Below are 16,240 nucleotides of genomic sequence, written 5' to 3'. Positions count from 1 at the left end.
AAAAATACCGTCTGTTTTTATGAAATAAAGCTTATTGTTAAGCAATCATTAATGAATAAAGGTTTTTTAACATGTTGTATTAAGAATAACAGATGTATTTATCCGATATTTTAAATAGAAGAAAAAGATGAGGCAGATATTCATAATTACAGGAATAAGGACAATAAAATATTTGTCATAGTTCAAAAGTAATGCTTAAGTATTATGAATAAGGGATTTATCATGAAATGTTAAAATTACATAAAATTGTATTTGTTGCGATTTTGAACATTTTAAATAATTTTTTTGATAGCCGGGGTTTTAGGATTGTTCTAATTTTACACCATTATTAACAGGTATGAAAAAAAGAGTCCTATTTTTCTCTTTTGTCTTATTTTTCTCAGCGTTGTGTGCAGGTCTTTTTGCACATAAAGGGAAAACTCAACCATACTCTGATATTCTTTCAAAAATTAATCTCCTTCAGCAGAAATCCGATCAGCAGACCCAGCCTGAAATGTATAGTTTTTCAGATGTGCAGGATGTACAGGATTCCAATGACTGGGAGAAAGTAAAATTTGATTACTCAATACTTGCACAGCAGTGGTTGCACTATTTCTTTGCAGGTTATACTTACAATACACAGGTTGCGGCTGTTCAAAACCGTATTTATATTACAGCACCAAGATACATCCTGTATCATTGCCTGCAGATAGCGGGCTGCTAATCCCTTTTCTTAATTTTTAATGATCCGTTGTGGTTTGTATTCATGTCAATACAGATCCGTAAGAATCATTCCCACTTTACACTTTTGAATATATCTATTTGCCTTTACAGAGAGGTGAACAGGATATTGTTTGTCCAATTTTTAAATAAAAATACTATGCACTTAACACCGAGAGAAACGGAGAAGCTTATGCTATTTCTGGCAGGCGAACTCGCTCTGAAAAGAAAAGCAAGAGGCCTTAAATTAAACTATCCTGAATCAATAGCACTGATCAGCCACTTTTTGCTTGAAGGAGCAAGAGATGGTAAAAAAGTAGCTGAACTGATGCAGGAAGGCGCTAATCTTCTTACCAAAGAGGATGTAATGCCTGGCGTATCAGAAATGATCCACGATGTTCAGATTGAAGCCACTTTCCCGGATGGGACTAAGCTGGTAACCGTACACAACCCAATTCGCTAATACTACTGACTATGATACCAGGAGAAATTTTCGTAAAAGAAGGTACAATTATCTGCAATGAAGGCAGAGAAACCGTAAAAATAAAAGTAACCAATACAGGAGACCGCCCTATTCAGGTAGGTTCACACTTCCACTTTTTTGAAGTTAATAAAGCGATGAGCTTTGACCGTGAAAAAGCTTTCGGAAAGAGACTGAATATTGTAGCGAGCACTGCAGTACGTTTTGAACCGGGAGAAGAAAAAGAAGTGGAATTGGTAGAAATAGGAGGAACCAAAAAAGCAATGGGCTTCAATAATCTTGTGGACGGACAGGTAGATTCCGAAGAACAGAAAAGAGCGAGCCTTGCAAAAGTTGAAGAATTAAACTTTAAAAATCACTAAGATGAGCTTACACGTAGACAGAAAACAATACGCCAATATATTAGGTCCTACAGCCGGAGATAAAATCAGACTGGGAGACACCGAAATTATTATTGAAATTGAAAAAGATTTCACGCATTATGGAGACGAAGCCGTTTTCGGAGGGGGAAAAACCGTACGTGACGGGATGGGGCAAAATGTTACCGCTAAAAGAGACGAAGGTGTTTTAGACCTTTGTATCACCGGAGCTGTTATCATTGACCACTGGGGAATTGTAAAAGGAGATATCGGAATTAAAGATGGGAAAATTGTAGGAATCGGAAAAGCTGGAAATCCTGATACGATGGATGGTGTATCTCCTAATATGATCATCGGGGCATCAACTGAAGTTCACGGTGGAAAAGGATATATCGTAACAGCCGGAGGTATTGATACTCACATTCATTACATCTGTCCTCAACAGATCGAAACTTCTTTATACAGTGGAATTACTACTATGATTGGCGGAGGAACAGGTCCAAACGACGGAACCAACGCAACAACAGTAACTCCGGGAAAATTCAATATGCAGAAAATGCTCGAAGCGGCAGAAGAATATCCTATGAACCTTGGTTTCTTCGGAAAAGGGAACTGTTCAGCAGAAGAACCTATCGAAGAACAGGTGGAAGCCGGAGCTTTAGGAGTAAAAATCCATGAAGACTGGGGAGCAACTCCTGCGACGATTGATGCTGCATTGAAAGTAGCTGATAAATATGACGTTCAGGTTGCCATCCACACCGATACTCTGAATGAAGGAGGATTTCTTGAAGATACAATGAGAGCGATCAACGGAAGAGTAATCCACACCTTCCACACAGAAGGAGCTGGTGGAGGTCACGCACCGGACATTATCAAAGCAGCTATGTATCCAAATGTATTGCCAGCTTCTACAAACCCTACGCGCCCTTACACTGTAAATACAATCGATGAGCATTTAGATATGCTGATGGTTTGTCACCACCTGAGTAAAAACATTCCTGAAGATGTGGCGTTTGCAGATTCCCGTATCCGTCCTGAAACTATTGCTGCAGAAGATATCCTTCATGATATGGGAGTTTTTAGTATCATGAGTTCAGATTCTCAGGCGATGGGAAGACCGGGAGAAGTGATCACAAGAACATGGCAGACAGCAAGCAAAATGAAGGAGCAGAGAGGTGATCTTGCTGAAGATAAAGACAGTGGAAACGATAACTACCGTGCAAAAAGATATGTAGCAAAATATACCATCAATCCAGCTATAGCCCATGGTATTTCAGAATATGTGGGATCTCTTGAAGAAGGAAAATTGGCAGATTTGGTGATCTGGAAACCTGCATTATTCGGGGTAAAACCGGAAATGATTGTAAAAGGAGGATTTGTAATTGCTGCTAAAATGGGAGATCCAAATGCATCCATTCCAACACCTCAACCGATTATTTACAGAAATATGTTCGGAGCCCACGGAAAAGCTAAGTTCGGGACTTGTGCCAACTTCGTTTCCCAGATCTCTATTGATAACGGAACAATTGCTTCTTACAAGCTGGAAAAAATGATTCTTCCGGTGAAAAACTGTAGAAATATTTCAAAAAAAGACCTTATCCATAATGATAAGACACCTTTAATTGAAGTGAATCCTGAAAACTATAAAGTAACGGTAGATGGAGAATACATCACTTGTGAACCTGCGGAAACACTTCCTTTAACACAGTTGTATTACTTGTTCTAAGATAAATTTTAGGAATAAAACCTAACAGGTTTCAAAAACCTGTTAGGTTTATTTAACAACAAAAAAGATTTATCAGTCCATATTTTAAAACAATTATAGAACTAAGTTTAAAATGAAAAATTTAAATAAAACAGTTGTTTCTCTTGCCGTAGCCGGAATGTCTATGCTTTCAGGAAATGTAAGCGCTCAGTTCCTTGGAGGGCACAGGCTTAAAAGAGATGAAGACGGACCCAAAGGGCAGTTTATGGTGTACGGTTCATTAGACTATTCTAAACTTACAACTCCATCCAGCAGCAGCAGTACGGTATCAAGTGCGCCGCTTGGAGTAGGGTACTTCATCAACAATAATGATCTTATCGGAGTCAATTATGCATATTCACAGAATACCGTTGATCACAATGTAGTCTATAAACAAAATGAAGCAGGTATTTGGTACAGCCCTTCATTGATGCTTGGAAAATACTTTGTACTGATCGGGCAGGTAGATGCTCACTATGTCTGGGGACAACAGCTGTCAACGGCTGCCGATGCGATGCAGAACTTTAACGGATTCCGTCTTCGTGCCTATCCTTTGATTGGAATATTGCTTGGAGGAGGCTGGGCTCTGAAATTCAAATTTGCAGAACTATCAATGCTTCAGACTAAAACAAAAGAAGAAGGCTGGACGAAAAATTATGTAGCGGGAATCAGTGGTTCAACATTCGGGGTAGGAATCTCCAAAAACTTAGACTTTAGAAAAAAATCCAAAAATGATAATTAATCAAATCATAGGCAATCTCTCAGAAAATCCTACAGGGAAAACCATAGATTATCTTGATCTGGAATGGTTTGAAACTACCAAAAGAATCCAGCGTAAAAAAACCAGACAGGGAATTGATGTAGCTATCAAATTTCTCAGAGAAGGCCAACGCTTACGTGAAGGAGATATTCTTTTTGAGGATGCAGAAAAAATAATCGTGGTCAATGTTTTGGAAACAGAGGCTATCGTAATGTCACCCACATCATTGTTGGAGATGGGTACCGTATGTTATGAGATCGGAAACAAACATATTCCGCTTTTCATTCAGAATGATCAAGTTTTGCTTCCTTTTGAAATGCCAATGTTCAGATGGCTGGAAGCAAGCGGATTCAAACCGGAGAAACAATCTGTGAAGTTGTTGAATCTTCTTAAATCTAATGTAGAACCTCACGGGCACGGAAGTCTGGGATCAACAATCTTTACAAAAATCTTAAAAATGGCCGCCCCGAAAGATGAATAATAGCAACATAAACTTCCTGTCAGGACTGCTTCATCTTGCAGATCCTACACTTCCCATCGGGGGCTATACCCATTCCAACGGACTTGAAACCTACGTACAGGAAAGGATTGTACATAATCTAGCCACCGCCAAAGAATTTGTACAGAATATGCTTCAGTACAACCTTAAATTCAATGATGGAGCTTTTGTAAAACTGGCTTATGAAGCAGCTGAAAAAGGAGATTTACAGGAATTGTTACTTCTGGATAATGAGTGCAACGCTATAAAATGCCCGAAAGAAATCCGTCAGGCCAGTCAGAAACTGGGGATCAGGCTGATCAAAATCTTTAAAAGAAGAGACCGTTTCCCTTTTATGGAAGCGTTTGAAAAAGCAGTGCAGCATAAAGAAGCCAATTCCCATTACTGTATTGTGTTTGGAGTTTATGCTTACCTGATGAAAATTCCTTTATACGAAGCTCTTTTAGGATTCTATTACACCTCCGTTGCGGGAATGATTACCAATGCGGTAAAACTTGTTCCTCTTGGACAGTTGGACGGACAAGATATTCTATTCTCATTATATCCTGTAATGGAAAAAACAGCTTTAGAAACAATAGAACTGGACAGAGATATGGTAGGACTTTGTAATACCGCTTTCGATATCAGATGTATGCAGCACGAGAGATTGTATTCAAGACTTTATATGTCTTAAGGAAAAGGCAAAAAGGAAGTAAAGGCAGGATGAAAAAAGAAAGAAGGAAAGCTAAGAAAGTGAAAAAGTGTGGGACCCAATGAATATGAATGCTTCTAAGCCGAATGAAATGCCTTTGCACCTTTTACAATATTCTCAATTAATAAAAAATTATACGTGAAATAAGGTGCTCTTTGCTGAGTGAAACGCCCTTGCGATCGTAAAATATTACAATCAAAAAAACTTAGCGCCCATAGCGTTAAAAAACAAATAAAATTTTAGAAAAAATGGAAAACAGAAAATATATAAAAGTAGGAGTTGCAGGGCCTGTAGGTTCAGGAAAAACTGCATTACTGGAACGTTTAAGCAGAAAATTATTCGGGACTTATGACCTTGGAGTCATCACGAATGATATTTATACCAAAGAAGATGCTGAATTTATGGCTAAAAATAGCCTTCTTCCCCACGACAGAATTATTGGAGTAGAAACAGGAGGATGTCCTCATACTGCCATCCGCGAAGATGCAAGTATGAACCTTGAAGCCGTAGATGAATTGGCAGCACGTTTCCCGGAGATCGAACTGGTTCTTATCGAAAGTGGAGGAGATAACCTTTCAGCGACGTTCAGTCCGGACCTTGCAGACGTTACTATTTTCATCATCGACGTGGCAGAAGGAGAAAAAATTCCTAGAAAAGGAGGGCCTGGTATTACAAGGTCAGACTTACTGATCATCAATAAAATTGACCTTGCCCCTTACGTAGGAGCCAGCCTTGAGGTAATGGAAAATGATGCCAGAAGAATGAGAAAAGGAAATCCTTTTGTATTCACAAACCTTAAAACAGATGAAGGACTGGACAAAGTAATAGGTTGGATTAAAAAATATGCTCTTCTGGAAGAAATTGAAGAACCGAACTTAGTAAGATAAATGGACAGTCGTTTAAATATAATTGCAGGATTCAAGGGAGGAGAATCCTATGTGAAAGATCTTTATGTCTCACTTCCTTTCAGAGTAGTTTCTGTAGGACAGCGGAAAAGTGACAAAAAGCTCTATCAGATGGTGATGAGCTCCTCTCCGGGGATTCTGGACGGAGACCATTATCATCTGGATATTGCTCTTGAAAAAGGGGCTGCTCTTCAACTGCAGTCGCAATCCTATCAGAGGCTTTTCAACATGAAAGATAAAGCACTTCAGGAACTTAATGTTTCCATGGAAGAAGAAACGTCTTTTGCTTACGTTCCTCATCCTATAGTTCCGCATGAAGATTCCAATTTTAAGAGTAAAGCGAATATTCATATCGGGAACAACAGTCAGATTATCATTAGTGAGATCATCACCTGCGGAAGAAAACATTATGGAGAAGTTTTTAAACTGAAGCGTTTTCAGAATGTAATGGAAATTTACCATAACAATAAGCTGGTAGTAAAAGACAATGTTCTCATTCAACCTGATATGATCCCGATCAGCAGCATCGGAAATCTGGAACAGTATACCCACCAGGGAACCCTGATCTTCTATAGTACGAAGGAAAATGTAGATAAAAACGGATTGATTGAAGAGATTATTGAAGCCGCAGCACAGCATCATGAACAAATGGAAGTAGGGGTTTCTGCAATGGATGACGATGGTTTTGTAGTAAGAGCTTTGGGACATGGAGGAGAATTGATGTACAATTTCTTCCTGCATATTCAGGAAATTCTCTGGTCGTTGGAGTAAAAGGAGATCCTTGTCAAGGTTTTGAACCTTGACAAGGATGCTATATAGAAGTGGGCTTTAGCCCGCTTAACAAAAAGAAATCTTCCATTGGCTTTAGCCAAAACTTAATAAAGAATCTGAAATAACAGAATTAATAAAAAATGGATAGTACAGTTTGGGCACTTCTTTTGAGTGCCGTTTCAATAAGTTTCATACATACCGCTTCAGGGCCGGATCACTACCTGCCTTTCATCGTGATTTCAAAATCCAAAAAATGGAGCGGAATGAAAACAGCAATATTAACGGTTGTCTGCGGTTTCGGACACGTATTCAGTTCTCTGATTTTAGGCTTTATCGGGGTTTTCCTTGGATGGCAGCTCAATAAAATCTCCTGGTTTCAGGATATCAGAGGGAATTTCTCTGGATGGGCGCTGCTTATTTTTGGAGGTGTTTATCTGGTATATGGCCTCATTCAGGCAATCAGAAACAAACCTCATAAGCATTTTGATGTAATGGGTGATGACGTTTATGTATACGAACATAATCACAGTGAAGTGGTAATGCCTCAAAAAAGAATAAAAGTGACTCCACTTGTACTTTTCATGATTTTTGTGATGGGACCCAGCGAACCTTTAATTCCTTTATTATTTTATTCAGGAGTAAAACACTCAATGTCTGAAATTGCTGTTCTGGTAACTTCTTTCACTGTAACTACCGTTTTGACAATGCTTGGAATGGTTCTTCTGGGACGTTATGGTTATTCAACACTGTTCAATACCGAAAAACTAGAAAGATATATGGGAGTAGTGAGCGGAGCTGTAGTAACCGTTTGCGGGGTCGGAATGGTCTTTCTTGGATGGTAAACGAGTTTCGGGATTCGAGTGGTAGAGTTTGAGGGTAAGAAAGTTTGAGAGTGGAATTGTTTAAAGTTTAAAGTTTAACGTTGTTATCCTTTCACTGAAAATTGACAATTCACCATTCACCATTCACTTACGAAGCAAAATTGATTCTGTTTCCAATGTCTATCATCTATCCGTCTCTTATCTTAATATCCACAATCATTAATACAATTAAAAAAACTATGAACGAATTTTTCAAAAAAATACCTTTTATAGACCATATTTTAAAAGGAATCGGGCAGATTATGCTTCAGGAAAACAGGTGGACAGGACTTCTGTTTCTCATAGGAATCTTTAAGGGAAGCTGGCAGTGCGGCGTGGCGGTATTGCTTTCAACGGCAGCCGGAACTTTTACTGCAATGAAGCTTAACTATGCCAAGTCTGAAATTAATGCCGGACTTTACGGCTTTAGTGCAGCACTTGTAGGAGTGGCGTTGTCCTTTTTATTTGAGACTACATTGCTGATCTGGGTTTTAATAGTGCTGGGTGGAGCATTGGCGGCTGTTATTCAGCATTTCTTTATTCAGAAGAAAATTCCGGTGTTTACTTTTCCTTTCATTATCATCACATGGATTTTGGTATTTGCACTCCATCATTTTACCCATATTCCACCCTCTGCAATGTTGAGCAGTGAAGTGGTGCCTACAGACTATGATGACTTTCTAGCCTGTACCAATGGTTTTGGTGAGGTAATATTTCAGGGTGGAGTACTTTCAGGAATGATTTTCTTCCTAGCCGTTTTCATCAGTTCTCCCATAGCCGCTTTATATGGGCTGGCAGCATCTATTCTCGGTGCAGGATTATCACAGTTGAACGGAGAACCCATCAAAGAAATCCACATGGGATTATTTGGTTTTAATGCAGTACTTTCTGCTATCGTTTTTTCCGGAGTCAAAAAAACAGACGGTCTATGGGTACTAATTGCTGTCCTTATTACCATCGCGATTGATGATCTTTTAATAGACAATCACTGCCTGGATATCGTTGGAGGAGTATTTACTTTCCCATTCGTAGCCGGAACATGGATTACACTTTTAATTCAAAAAATATTTCTTAAAGCGAAAGCGTAGCTTTTGAGTTTGAGAGTTGAATGGTTTGAGAGTTGTGGAACTTTAAGAGTGAGAATTTTTTCCAGTCTCTCATCTCTTCGTCTATTATCTCTTATCTAATTTATAATTTAACTAAACAAAAAATGAAAATAACAAAAATAGCAGCCGTATTTCTGGTAATGGCATTCAGTGGAAAAATGATGGCGCAGGAAACAGAGAAACAGTTGCTGATTAAAGATGCAGATGACAAATTTCCCATTGCAGATGCTTTGGTAAAATATGATCACGGGAACAGCCATACTCATACAGCGGCAGATGGTATGTTTGCCATCCCTGTGAAATCCCTTCCTGATACCCTTGTGATCAGCCGTCAGGGATATGATGAGATAAAATGGGTGGTAACCGGCGATGAAGATAAAAATAAAGTTATTTTCTTACAGCATAAGCCTTTTCAGATTTCTGAAGTGGCCATCAATCACAGTTCGTTTTTATCAGCCATTACCAAAGTGGATCTGAATAAATTTCCGGTAAATTCAGCACAGGATTTATTGAGAAAAGTTCCGGGATTGTTTATTGCACAGCATGCCGGAGGAGGAAAGGCTGAACAGCTTTTTTTAAGAGGATTTGATGCAGACCACGGTACTGATGTCAGCGTTAATGTGGACGGAATGCCGGTCAATATTGTATCTCATGCCCATGGACAGGGATATTCTGACTTACACTTTGTAATTCCTGAAACTGTAAATAATATTGACTTCGGAAAAGGGGCCTATTATATGGATCGTGGAGATTTTAATACCGCAGGTTATGTAGATTTTCAAACATACAATGGGTTGAAAAACAGTATGATTAAACTGGAAGGAGGTTCATTCAATTCAAAAAGAGTGTTGGGAATGTTCAATATTCTACATGATGATCTGGGAAGAAAAAATGCCTATATAGCAGCAGAATACAACTATACAGACGGACCTTTTGATGTAAAACAGAATTTCAACAGAGTCAATATTTTCGGGAAATATAACCAGTGGCTTACGGATAAAGATTATTTCAACATTCAGTTCTCAACATTCAATTCTTCATGGAATGCTTCCGGACAGATCCCGGAACGTGCTGTAGATGAGGGAATCATTGGCAGATGGGGAAGTATTGACCCTACAGAAGGTGGTAAAACTTCCAGAACAAACCTTCAGATGAATTTCAAACACATTATTTCTCCTTTCGAGCAGATTGATGCCATGGCTTTCTATTCAAAATATAATTTCAATCTGTATTCTGATTTCACTTTTAATTTAAAAGATAAAGATCATGGAGATGAAATTCAGCAGACTGACGGAAGAAATATTTATGGAGCCGAAGTGAAATATACAAAGACATTTTCTCTTGCAAACAGCTCTTTAAACTGGACTTCAGGAATAGGATTAAGAAATGACGATATTAATACTTTACAGCTTAATCATGTTTATCACAGAGATATGCTGCTTGACAGACTATCGGATGTGACAGGAACAGAAACGAATCTTCATGCGTACTCAGGACTGGTATGGAAAACCGGAAAATGGACCATCAATCCTGCTTTGAGAGTAGATCATTTTATTTTTAATATGCATAATCTGCTGGATGCAGAGCAATTACCGTCCGGACAATCAAAAGAAGCAACAAGATTGAGTCCAAAATTAAACTTCTCTTACGCTCAGAACGATAACGTAATGTGGTTCCTGAAAACAGGGATGGGCTTCCACTCCAATGACCTGAGAGTGGTTGTTCCCAATAAAAACGAAAATACCCTTCCGTATTCTATTGGAGCAGATTTCGGGGTAAGATTACATCCGTTCAAATCACTGATTATTACTCCGGCATTATGGTATATGGATCTGCAGCAGGAATTTGTTTATGTAGGAGATGATGCCGTAGTAGAACCTTCCGGGAAGTCAAGACGCTTCGGTGCTGATCTTGGAGTTCGTTTCCAGCCGTTGGAAAACTTTTATCTGAATGCTGATATCAATTATTCCCATGCCAGATTTACAGAAGAAGAAAAAGGGCAGGATTACGTTCCGCTGGCTCCGGTAGTCACCAGTACAGGATCTGTAAACTGGGATTTCCTGGATGGCTTTTCTTTAGGACTTCAATACCGATATCTGGCAGCAAGACCAGCAGTAGAGGATAACAGTATCAGAACCAAAGCTTACTTTGTAAATGATCTGATGCTTTCCTATAACCGCCAGAAATGGGGAGCAAATGTTCAGCTTAACAATCTTTTCAATGTAAAATGGAATGAAGCTCAGTTTGCAACCGAAACTCAGCTGAAAGGAGAAGCAGAACCTGTTACAGATCTTACCTACACACCTGGAAGCCCCTTTGGAGTAAGAGTAGGAGTGTACTATAAATTTTAAATAGGAGAGTGAAAGAGTATAAGGTTTGGAAAGTTTTCGGGATATGTGTTTCGGGGTTTTTACCATTTATGCTTTAGCTTTTTCACTCTTTTACTGCCTCCTTTGCTTTCAAATATTTTGTATAACTTTAAATAATCATAACAAGGATATGGAAGTTCTATCCAATTTTCAATATAAAAAACTCTTTCTTCCGAATATTACGGACAAGATATTAGCCAATAATGCTGATATACAGCTCTATCGGATAGAAAATTACCTTAAAGGCATTCTGATGCCGGTGATTCCGTACCGTACAACGTTTAATTTCATTATTTTCGTTACCAACGGTCATATCAGACAATACCTTGAAAATAAAGAATACCATGCCGAAAAAGGAGGAGTAATCTTCATTAAACAGGGAACCATCACGGCAACCGTAGAACTGTCTGATGATATTGAAGGTTTCTTCCTTGCTTATGAAAATAATATTCTGTCTGAACAAGAGCTGCCCAAACACAAAAGCAGTATTTTTTTCATGACTCCCTTTCTGAATCTGGACAGCCTGACTTATGGTACCATTACCCAGCTTCTTCCCATTATGGAACAGGAATTGTGGCTAAACAACCTCAATATCAATGATGTTGTTGTTACCATGCTTCATCTTATTTTGATTAAAATGCTGAGCACAGATTCTGACACCCATCATAAGTCAGCGACACGTCCTATGGAACTGTCCCTTCAGTTTCGGGATCTTTTGTTTAAATATCATGTGGGAGAAAAAAGAGTGGCGTTCTATGCTGATAAACTGTCTGTAACAGAAAGCTATCTGAATAAATGTGTAAAAGGCGTTACCCAGAAATCCCCCAAACAGTGGATCAATGAGATTGATATCAATTACAGCAAGGCGTTGCTTCACTCCAGTAAAGATATTGCTGAGATTGCTTACGAACTGAACTTTCATACCGCATCCCATTTTACCCAGCTTTTTAAAAAGATCGCAGGCATTACCCCGAAGGAATACAGAATCCAGTTTTTGAATAACAGCAGGATTTCAGTCTGATATAAAGAATCGAATTTGTGTAATGTCAATGGTCAATTTTTGCTGCGCAAGTGAATAGTCAATGAGTTGATGAAGTACAGAATAAAAAATTCACTGCGAAGCAAATTCACCATTCACTATTGACCAAAAATTCCCTACATCCTCTCATTTTCAAGAATTTTCAGAACCAGCCTTTCCTCTTTTGTCAGATCGGCTTTTCCGTCGTTTTCTTCTATGATTTCAAGTTCGTCAAGGTATTTTTTGATGGTATTGTTTTCGTAAAGATTGATCACTAAAGGATGAACATAATATTTTTTGCAGACAGCCGATGTATTTCCCAGGTTTTCTGCAACCATTTCCAGGGCTTCTTTTACTTTCTTTTTATATTGACTGTCATTTTCAGCATAACCAATTTCTTTAAATGCAATCAAAGCACTTACCGTTCCGGACCATGTCCTGAAATCCTTGGCAGTAAAATCTTCGCCGCTGATCTCTTTTATGTACTCATTCACCATCCCTGAATCCACAGAATGTCGGTTTCCTTCATCATCAAAATACTGGAAAAGTTCTTTCCCCGGAATATCCTTACATTTCTGAATGAGCCTTGCCAGCCTTTTACTTCTGAGGTCAACGTTATGCATAACGCCTTTTTTCCCTTTAAAAGAGAACGTAATTTTCTGTCCTTTTACCTTTACATGCTTATCCTTTAAAGTAGTCAGTCCAAAAGAACCGTACAGTTTTTCATACACATTATTACCAATACGGATATTGGTTCTTTGCATAAGGCTTACAATTAAGGCCAGGATTTTCCGCTTTTCAAAATTTCTCAGCGCAAGATCCTGTTCTACATGCAGCCGGATATTTGGTAATGCATATCCGAACTGAAGCATCCTGTAAAATTTCGTATGATTTCTTAAAGCGCTCCAAAGAGGATGGTAGCGGTATTGTTTTCTTTTTTTGACATCAAAGCCTGTGGCCTGAAGATGGCCGTTGTCAAGGGCACAGATCCATACATTTTCCCAGGCGGGAGGAAGTACCAGGCTGTTGATCCTTGTGATTTCGTCCTTATCCTTTATTTTTTCACCGTCTTTATAATAGGAATATTTCTTTCCTGTTTTCTTACGGGTAATTCCGGCGGTTTCTGCATCGGTGGTATATACAAGATGTACCGCCTTTGCAGAAGCTTCCGGGTCCTTCATTATTTTAACAATTTTGGAAGGCTTAAGGTGAGAAATCATCTCCAAATCTGTATTCTTCTCCATAAGCATGGTTAAGAGTTTTTACCCTTCGAAAATATCAGTAAAAGAATCCCTACTATTACACAGACTAAGAGAATTCCCCACCACATTCCTGCCTTAAAAATTGTTTCTACTGCTTCACAACTTGTTAGTGTCAACAAACTTAATATCGTAATACTGTAAAAGCTCCACTTTTTCATAAGTTTATATTTTGTTGAGGTGTTAGATTCTGAGTCGGTCAGCTCTCCATTTTTTGATAGACCTTTTAATTTCATCTCCTGAGATGTTTTCATGAAGAGCTCTGTATAAAAGCTCCTTGAATTCATCATCATAGGTAAATCTCAGTGCAGCAATCTGATCAAATCTTAGTTTTTCAGCAACTTCATCCGATCTTTTATTGAAAATTTCAAAATACCGCTGTTGAAACTCCAGAATTACCATTCGGTTTTGAAGCCCCAATGCGTAATGCTGCCGTGTCATAAATGCCAGATAAAAAAGCAGAAAAATCACGATAGAAAATAATATCCATGTCAGCTGATTTCCCGGGTCATCCCAGATTTTATAAATTCCGAAAATCTCCAATAAGATGAGCAAAGGAAGATAAATAAAATGATGAGGTGGATAAAACTTCCTGTGGTTATTATAGTTCTGCTGTTTCATGGAGTTGAATACAGCAATAATCTTTCCAAAAATTTATTATTTTGATAATGTGGTAGTTTTTTTTAGATGAAAATGATTTGTTTTATCAAATATGTTTAACAATTTAATGAGAATGTCATAAAAGTTTTGGCCTCTTTAAGGGGGAAATAATCAACGTGATTTAAAGTAAAAACTTAAAAAATCAAATCGCGGAACTCCTCAAAAAGAATTCCTGCTAAAATAACAGATTATTAAGTAAAATAGCCGGTAGATTTCAGCTCCCGACTTCAAATTTTTCGTAACTTTCGGTGTTTAAAAAAGAAAAGAATGACTTCAAAGGAAAAAGTTGCTGCGCTTCGTGAAGAAATGCAGAAAAATAATGTTGATGCATTTATAGTATATTCTGCAGACCCGCATATGAGCGAATACCTTCCCGAGGAATGGCAGGAGAGAGCTTGGTTGTCAGGTTTCTTAGGTTCTGCTGGTTTTGTGGTAGTTACCAAAGACAAAGCCGGACTTTGGACAGACGGAAGATACTTTACCCAAGCTGCTATCGAGCTGGATGGTTCAGGAATCGATCTTTTCAAAGATGGTATGGAAGGAACTCCTAATTATATCGATTGGATCATTTCAGAAATCCCTTCAGGCGGTAAAGTGGCTGTAAATGCTTTAGCAGCTTCTAATGCCAACTGGGAACTGCTTTCTCAGAAATTTAATTCAAAAAACATTACGCTGGTAGATTTTCCGCTTTTAAAAGAAGTTTGGAAAGAAAGAGGAACGCCGTCTGCCAATCCTATTTTTGTACATCCGGTAGAAAGAGCAGGGAAATCTGTTTCCGATAAAATTGCTGCCATCCGCCAGAAAATGGAAGATCAGGAAGCTACCGTACACATCATATCAAGTCTGGATGATGTAGCATGGACTGCCAATCTGAGAGGAAGTGATGTAGAAAGCAACCCTGTATTTTTAGGATATATCGTGATTACTAAAAATGATGCGGTACTCTTTACAGGATTAGAAAAAATGGAAGTAGGAGCAAGAAAGCAAATGGATGATTCCTTTGTGAAAATGATGCCTTACGAAGAATTCTACAATTACCTGAAGACCTTCAAAAATGAAAAAGTACTGGTTTCTCCAAACAGCAATCAGCAGATTTTTGAAACATTAAAAACTGACAATCAGTTTATCAAAGCTCCGGTTCCGGGTAACCTGATGAAAGCCCAGAAAAATGAAGCTGAGCTGGAAGGTTTCAGAAAAGTAATGGTAAGAGATGGAGTTGCTATGGTGAAATTCCTTTATTGGTTAACTCACAATGCAGGAAAAGAAGCCATGAATGAATATTCTATCGGACAAAAACTGAGAGGATTCCGTGCAGAAGGAGAAAACTTTGTGGGAGAAAGCTTTGGTTCTATCGTAGGATATAAAGATAACGGTGCCATCATGCACTATTCTGCCAAAAAAGAAGGAAGTAAAGAAGTAACCAATGAGGAAACAATCCTGGTAGATTCAGGAGGTCAATACCTTGAAGGAACTACAGATATTACAAGAACTTTCGCCTTAGGAACACCTTCGGAAGAGTTTAAAAGAAATTCAACATTGGTATTACAGGGATTGATCCGTTTATCAATGGTAAAATTCCCGAAAGGAACAAAAGGAGTACACCTTGATGCCATTGCAAGACTTCCGTTATGGATGGAAGGTAAAGATTTCAACCACGGAACAGGCCATGGAGTAGGAAGCTTTATGAATGTACATGAAGGACCGCAAAACATCAGAAAAGACCTGAATCCTCAGGAACTTCTTCCAGGAATGGTATGTTCAAACGAACCTGGATATTACCTTGAAGGACATTACGGAATCCGTCATGAAAATCTGATCGCAGTAAAAGAATCAGAAAAAACAATTCACGGAACATTCTATGAGTTTGAAACATTGACATTCTGCCCGTTCTTCAAAGATACCGTAGTGAAAGAAATTCTTTCAGAAAGTGAAATCGCATGGTTGAATGGTTACCATAAAACATGTGAAGAAAAGCTTGCTCCTTATCTGGATGGAGAAGTTAAAGAATGGTTCCTTCAACTGGTAAGCCCTCTTTAATATAATCAATGGTGGAAAGTGA

The 16,240-nt window shown here is 38.5% G+C and carries 16 protein-coding genes; 14 read left to right on the top strand and 2 right to left on the bottom strand.

Annotation, left to right across the window (positions count from 1 at the left end; genetic code table 11):
- Positions 1–337 precede the first annotated feature (337 nt).
- The 13 genes from DYR29_RS08870 (at position 338) to DYR29_RS08810 (ending at position 12,265) form a co-directional block, all read left to right on the top strand.
- Positions 338–703 (top strand): hypothetical protein, encoded by a 366-nt coding sequence (locus DYR29_RS08870; RefSeq protein WP_213280186.1) that lies wholly within the window; start codon positions 338–340, stop codon positions 701–703.
- Between the two features lie 156 nt (positions 704–859).
- Positions 860–1,162 (top strand): urease subunit gamma, encoded by a 303-nt coding sequence (gene ureA / locus DYR29_RS08865; protein WP_034697260.1) that lies wholly within the window; start codon positions 860–862, stop codon positions 1,160–1,162.
- Between the two features lie 11 nt (positions 1,163–1,173).
- Positions 1,174–1,542, top strand: coding sequence for an urease subunit beta (ureB, locus tag DYR29_RS08860; RefSeq protein WP_149386556.1), 369 nt, complete (start codon positions 1,174–1,176; stop codon positions 1,540–1,542).
- 1 nt (position 1,543) lies between these two features.
- Complete coding sequence (gene ureC / locus DYR29_RS08855; RefSeq protein ID WP_047433939.1) at positions 1,544–3,265, top strand: urease subunit alpha; 1,722 nt, start codon at positions 1,544–1,546, stop codon at positions 3,263–3,265.
- A gap of 112 nt (positions 3,266–3,377) precedes the next feature.
- Positions 3,378–4,025, top strand: a complete 648-nt coding sequence (locus tag DYR29_RS08850; protein ID WP_213280185.1) for a hypothetical protein — start codon at positions 3,378–3,380, stop codon at positions 4,023–4,025.
- Complete coding sequence (gene ureE / locus DYR29_RS08845) at positions 4,015–4,524, top strand: urease accessory protein UreE (protein WP_213280184.1); 510 nt, start codon at positions 4,015–4,017, stop codon at positions 4,522–4,524. Before DYR29_RS08850 ends, ureE begins: the two co-directional genes overlap by 11 nt.
- Positions 4,517–5,215, top strand: a complete 699-nt coding sequence (locus DYR29_RS08840) for an urease accessory protein UreF (RefSeq protein WP_213280183.1) — start codon at positions 4,517–4,519, stop codon at positions 5,213–5,215. Before ureE ends, DYR29_RS08840 begins: the two co-directional genes overlap by 8 nt.
- 266 nt (positions 5,216–5,481) lie before the next feature.
- On the top strand, positions 5,482–6,120 hold the full coding sequence (ureG, locus tag DYR29_RS08835) for an urease accessory protein UreG (RefSeq protein WP_047094673.1): 639 nt from the start codon (positions 5,482–5,484) through the stop codon (positions 6,118–6,120).
- On the top strand, positions 6,121–6,909 hold the full coding sequence (locus tag DYR29_RS08830) for an urease accessory protein UreD (protein WP_213280182.1): 789 nt from the start codon (positions 6,121–6,123) through the stop codon (positions 6,907–6,909).
- A 140-nt stretch (positions 6,910–7,049) separates the two neighbouring features.
- Complete coding sequence (locus tag DYR29_RS08825) at positions 7,050–7,751, top strand: hypothetical protein (protein WP_142718681.1); 702 nt, start codon at positions 7,050–7,052, stop codon at positions 7,749–7,751.
- Positions 7,752–7,969: 218 nt separating this feature from the next.
- A complete protein-coding gene (locus tag DYR29_RS08820) occupies positions 7,970–8,857 on the top strand; it encodes an urea transporter (protein WP_213280181.1) in 888 nt (295 codons plus the stop codon).
- A 122-nt stretch (positions 8,858–8,979) separates the two neighbouring features.
- Positions 8,980–11,226 carry a TonB-dependent receptor gene (locus DYR29_RS08815; protein ID WP_213280180.1) on the top strand — a complete coding sequence of 749 codons (2,247 nt, stop codon included), beginning with the start codon at positions 8,980–8,982 and terminating at the stop codon, positions 11,224–11,226.
- 148 nt (positions 11,227–11,374) lie between these two features.
- The gene (locus DYR29_RS08810; protein ID WP_213280179.1) at positions 11,375–12,265 is read left to right on the top strand and encodes a helix-turn-helix domain-containing protein; all 891 of its coding nucleotides are present in this window, start codon (positions 11,375–11,377) and stop codon (positions 12,263–12,265) included.
- A gap of 134 nt (positions 12,266–12,399) precedes the next feature.
- Here DYR29_RS08810 and DYR29_RS08805 read toward each other — a convergent pair whose 3' ends face one another.
- Both DYR29_RS08805 and DYR29_RS08800 read right to left on the bottom strand, forming a co-directional pair.
- Positions 12,400–13,506 carry a DNA topoisomerase IB gene (locus DYR29_RS08805; RefSeq protein ID WP_213280178.1) on the bottom strand — a complete coding sequence of 369 codons (1,107 nt, stop codon included), beginning with the start codon at positions 13,504–13,506 and terminating at the stop codon, positions 12,400–12,402.
- 198 nt (positions 13,507–13,704) lie between these two features.
- Positions 13,705–14,142, bottom strand: a complete 438-nt coding sequence (locus tag DYR29_RS08800) for a DUF6526 family protein (RefSeq protein WP_213280177.1) — start codon at positions 14,140–14,142, stop codon at positions 13,705–13,707.
- Positions 14,143–14,448: 306 nt separating this feature from the next.
- Here DYR29_RS08800 and DYR29_RS08795 point away from each other — a divergent pair, with 306 nt between their 5' ends.
- Positions 14,449–16,218: an aminopeptidase P family protein gene (locus DYR29_RS08795; RefSeq protein WP_213280176.1), complete on the top strand. Its 1,770-nt coding sequence runs from the start codon at positions 14,449–14,451 to the stop codon at positions 16,216–16,218.
- Positions 16,219–16,240 lie beyond the last annotated feature (22 nt).

The organism is Chryseobacterium indologenes (genome assembly GCF_018362995.1).
Lineage (GTDB): Bacteria > Bacteroidota > Bacteroidia > Flavobacteriales > Weeksellaceae > Chryseobacterium > Chryseobacterium indologenes_G.
Note: the sequence above shows the minus strand (reverse complement) of the source record. Positions and strands in the feature narration are given on the sequence as shown.

Excerpts from the sequence above, each read along its gene's own strand:
- DYR29_RS08810 (WP_213280179.1), top strand. The coding sequence starts at position 11,375 with ATGGAAGTTCTATCCAATTTTCAATATAAAAAACTCTTTCTTCCGAAT.
- DYR29_RS08850 (WP_213280185.1), top strand. The coding sequence starts at position 3,378 with ATGAAAAATTTAAATAAAACAGTTGTTTCTCTTGCCGTAGCCGGAATG.
- DYR29_RS08870 (WP_213280186.1), top strand. The coding sequence starts at position 338 with ATGAAAAAAAGAGTCCTATTTTTCTCTTTTGTCTTATTTTTCTCAGCG.
- ureA (WP_034697260.1), top strand. The coding sequence starts at position 860 with ATGCACTTAACACCGAGAGAAACGGAGAAGCTTATGCTATTTCTGGCA.
- ureC (WP_047433939.1), top strand. The coding sequence starts at position 1,544 with ATGAGCTTACACGTAGACAGAAAACAATACGCCAATATATTAGGTCCT.
- DYR29_RS08805 (WP_213280178.1), bottom strand. The coding sequence starts at position 13,506 with ATGGAGAAGAATACAGATTTGGAGATGATTTCTCACCTTAAGCCTTCC.
- ureE (WP_213280184.1), top strand. The coding sequence starts at position 4,015 with ATGATAATTAATCAAATCATAGGCAATCTCTCAGAAAATCCTACAGGG.
- DYR29_RS08825 (WP_142718681.1), top strand. The coding sequence starts at position 7,050 with ATGGATAGTACAGTTTGGGCACTTCTTTTGAGTGCCGTTTCAATAAGT.
- DYR29_RS08840 (WP_213280183.1), top strand. The coding sequence starts at position 4,517 with ATGAATAATAGCAACATAAACTTCCTGTCAGGACTGCTTCATCTTGCA.
- DYR29_RS08800 (WP_213280177.1), bottom strand. The coding sequence starts at position 14,142 with ATGAAACAGCAGAACTATAATAACCACAGGAAGTTTTATCCACCTCAT.
- DYR29_RS08820 (WP_213280181.1), top strand. The coding sequence starts at position 7,970 with ATGAACGAATTTTTCAAAAAAATACCTTTTATAGACCATATTTTAAAA.
- ureG (WP_047094673.1), top strand. The coding sequence starts at position 5,482 with ATGGAAAACAGAAAATATATAAAAGTAGGAGTTGCAGGGCCTGTAGGT.
- DYR29_RS08815 (WP_213280180.1), top strand. The coding sequence starts at position 8,980 with ATGAAAATAACAAAAATAGCAGCCGTATTTCTGGTAATGGCATTCAGT.
- DYR29_RS08795 (WP_213280176.1), top strand. The coding sequence starts at position 14,449 with ATGACTTCAAAGGAAAAAGTTGCTGCGCTTCGTGAAGAAATGCAGAAA.
- ureB (WP_149386556.1), top strand. The coding sequence starts at position 1,174 with ATGATACCAGGAGAAATTTTCGTAAAAGAAGGTACAATTATCTGCAAT.
- DYR29_RS08830 (WP_213280182.1), top strand. The coding sequence starts at position 6,121 with ATGGACAGTCGTTTAAATATAATTGCAGGATTCAAGGGAGGAGAATCC.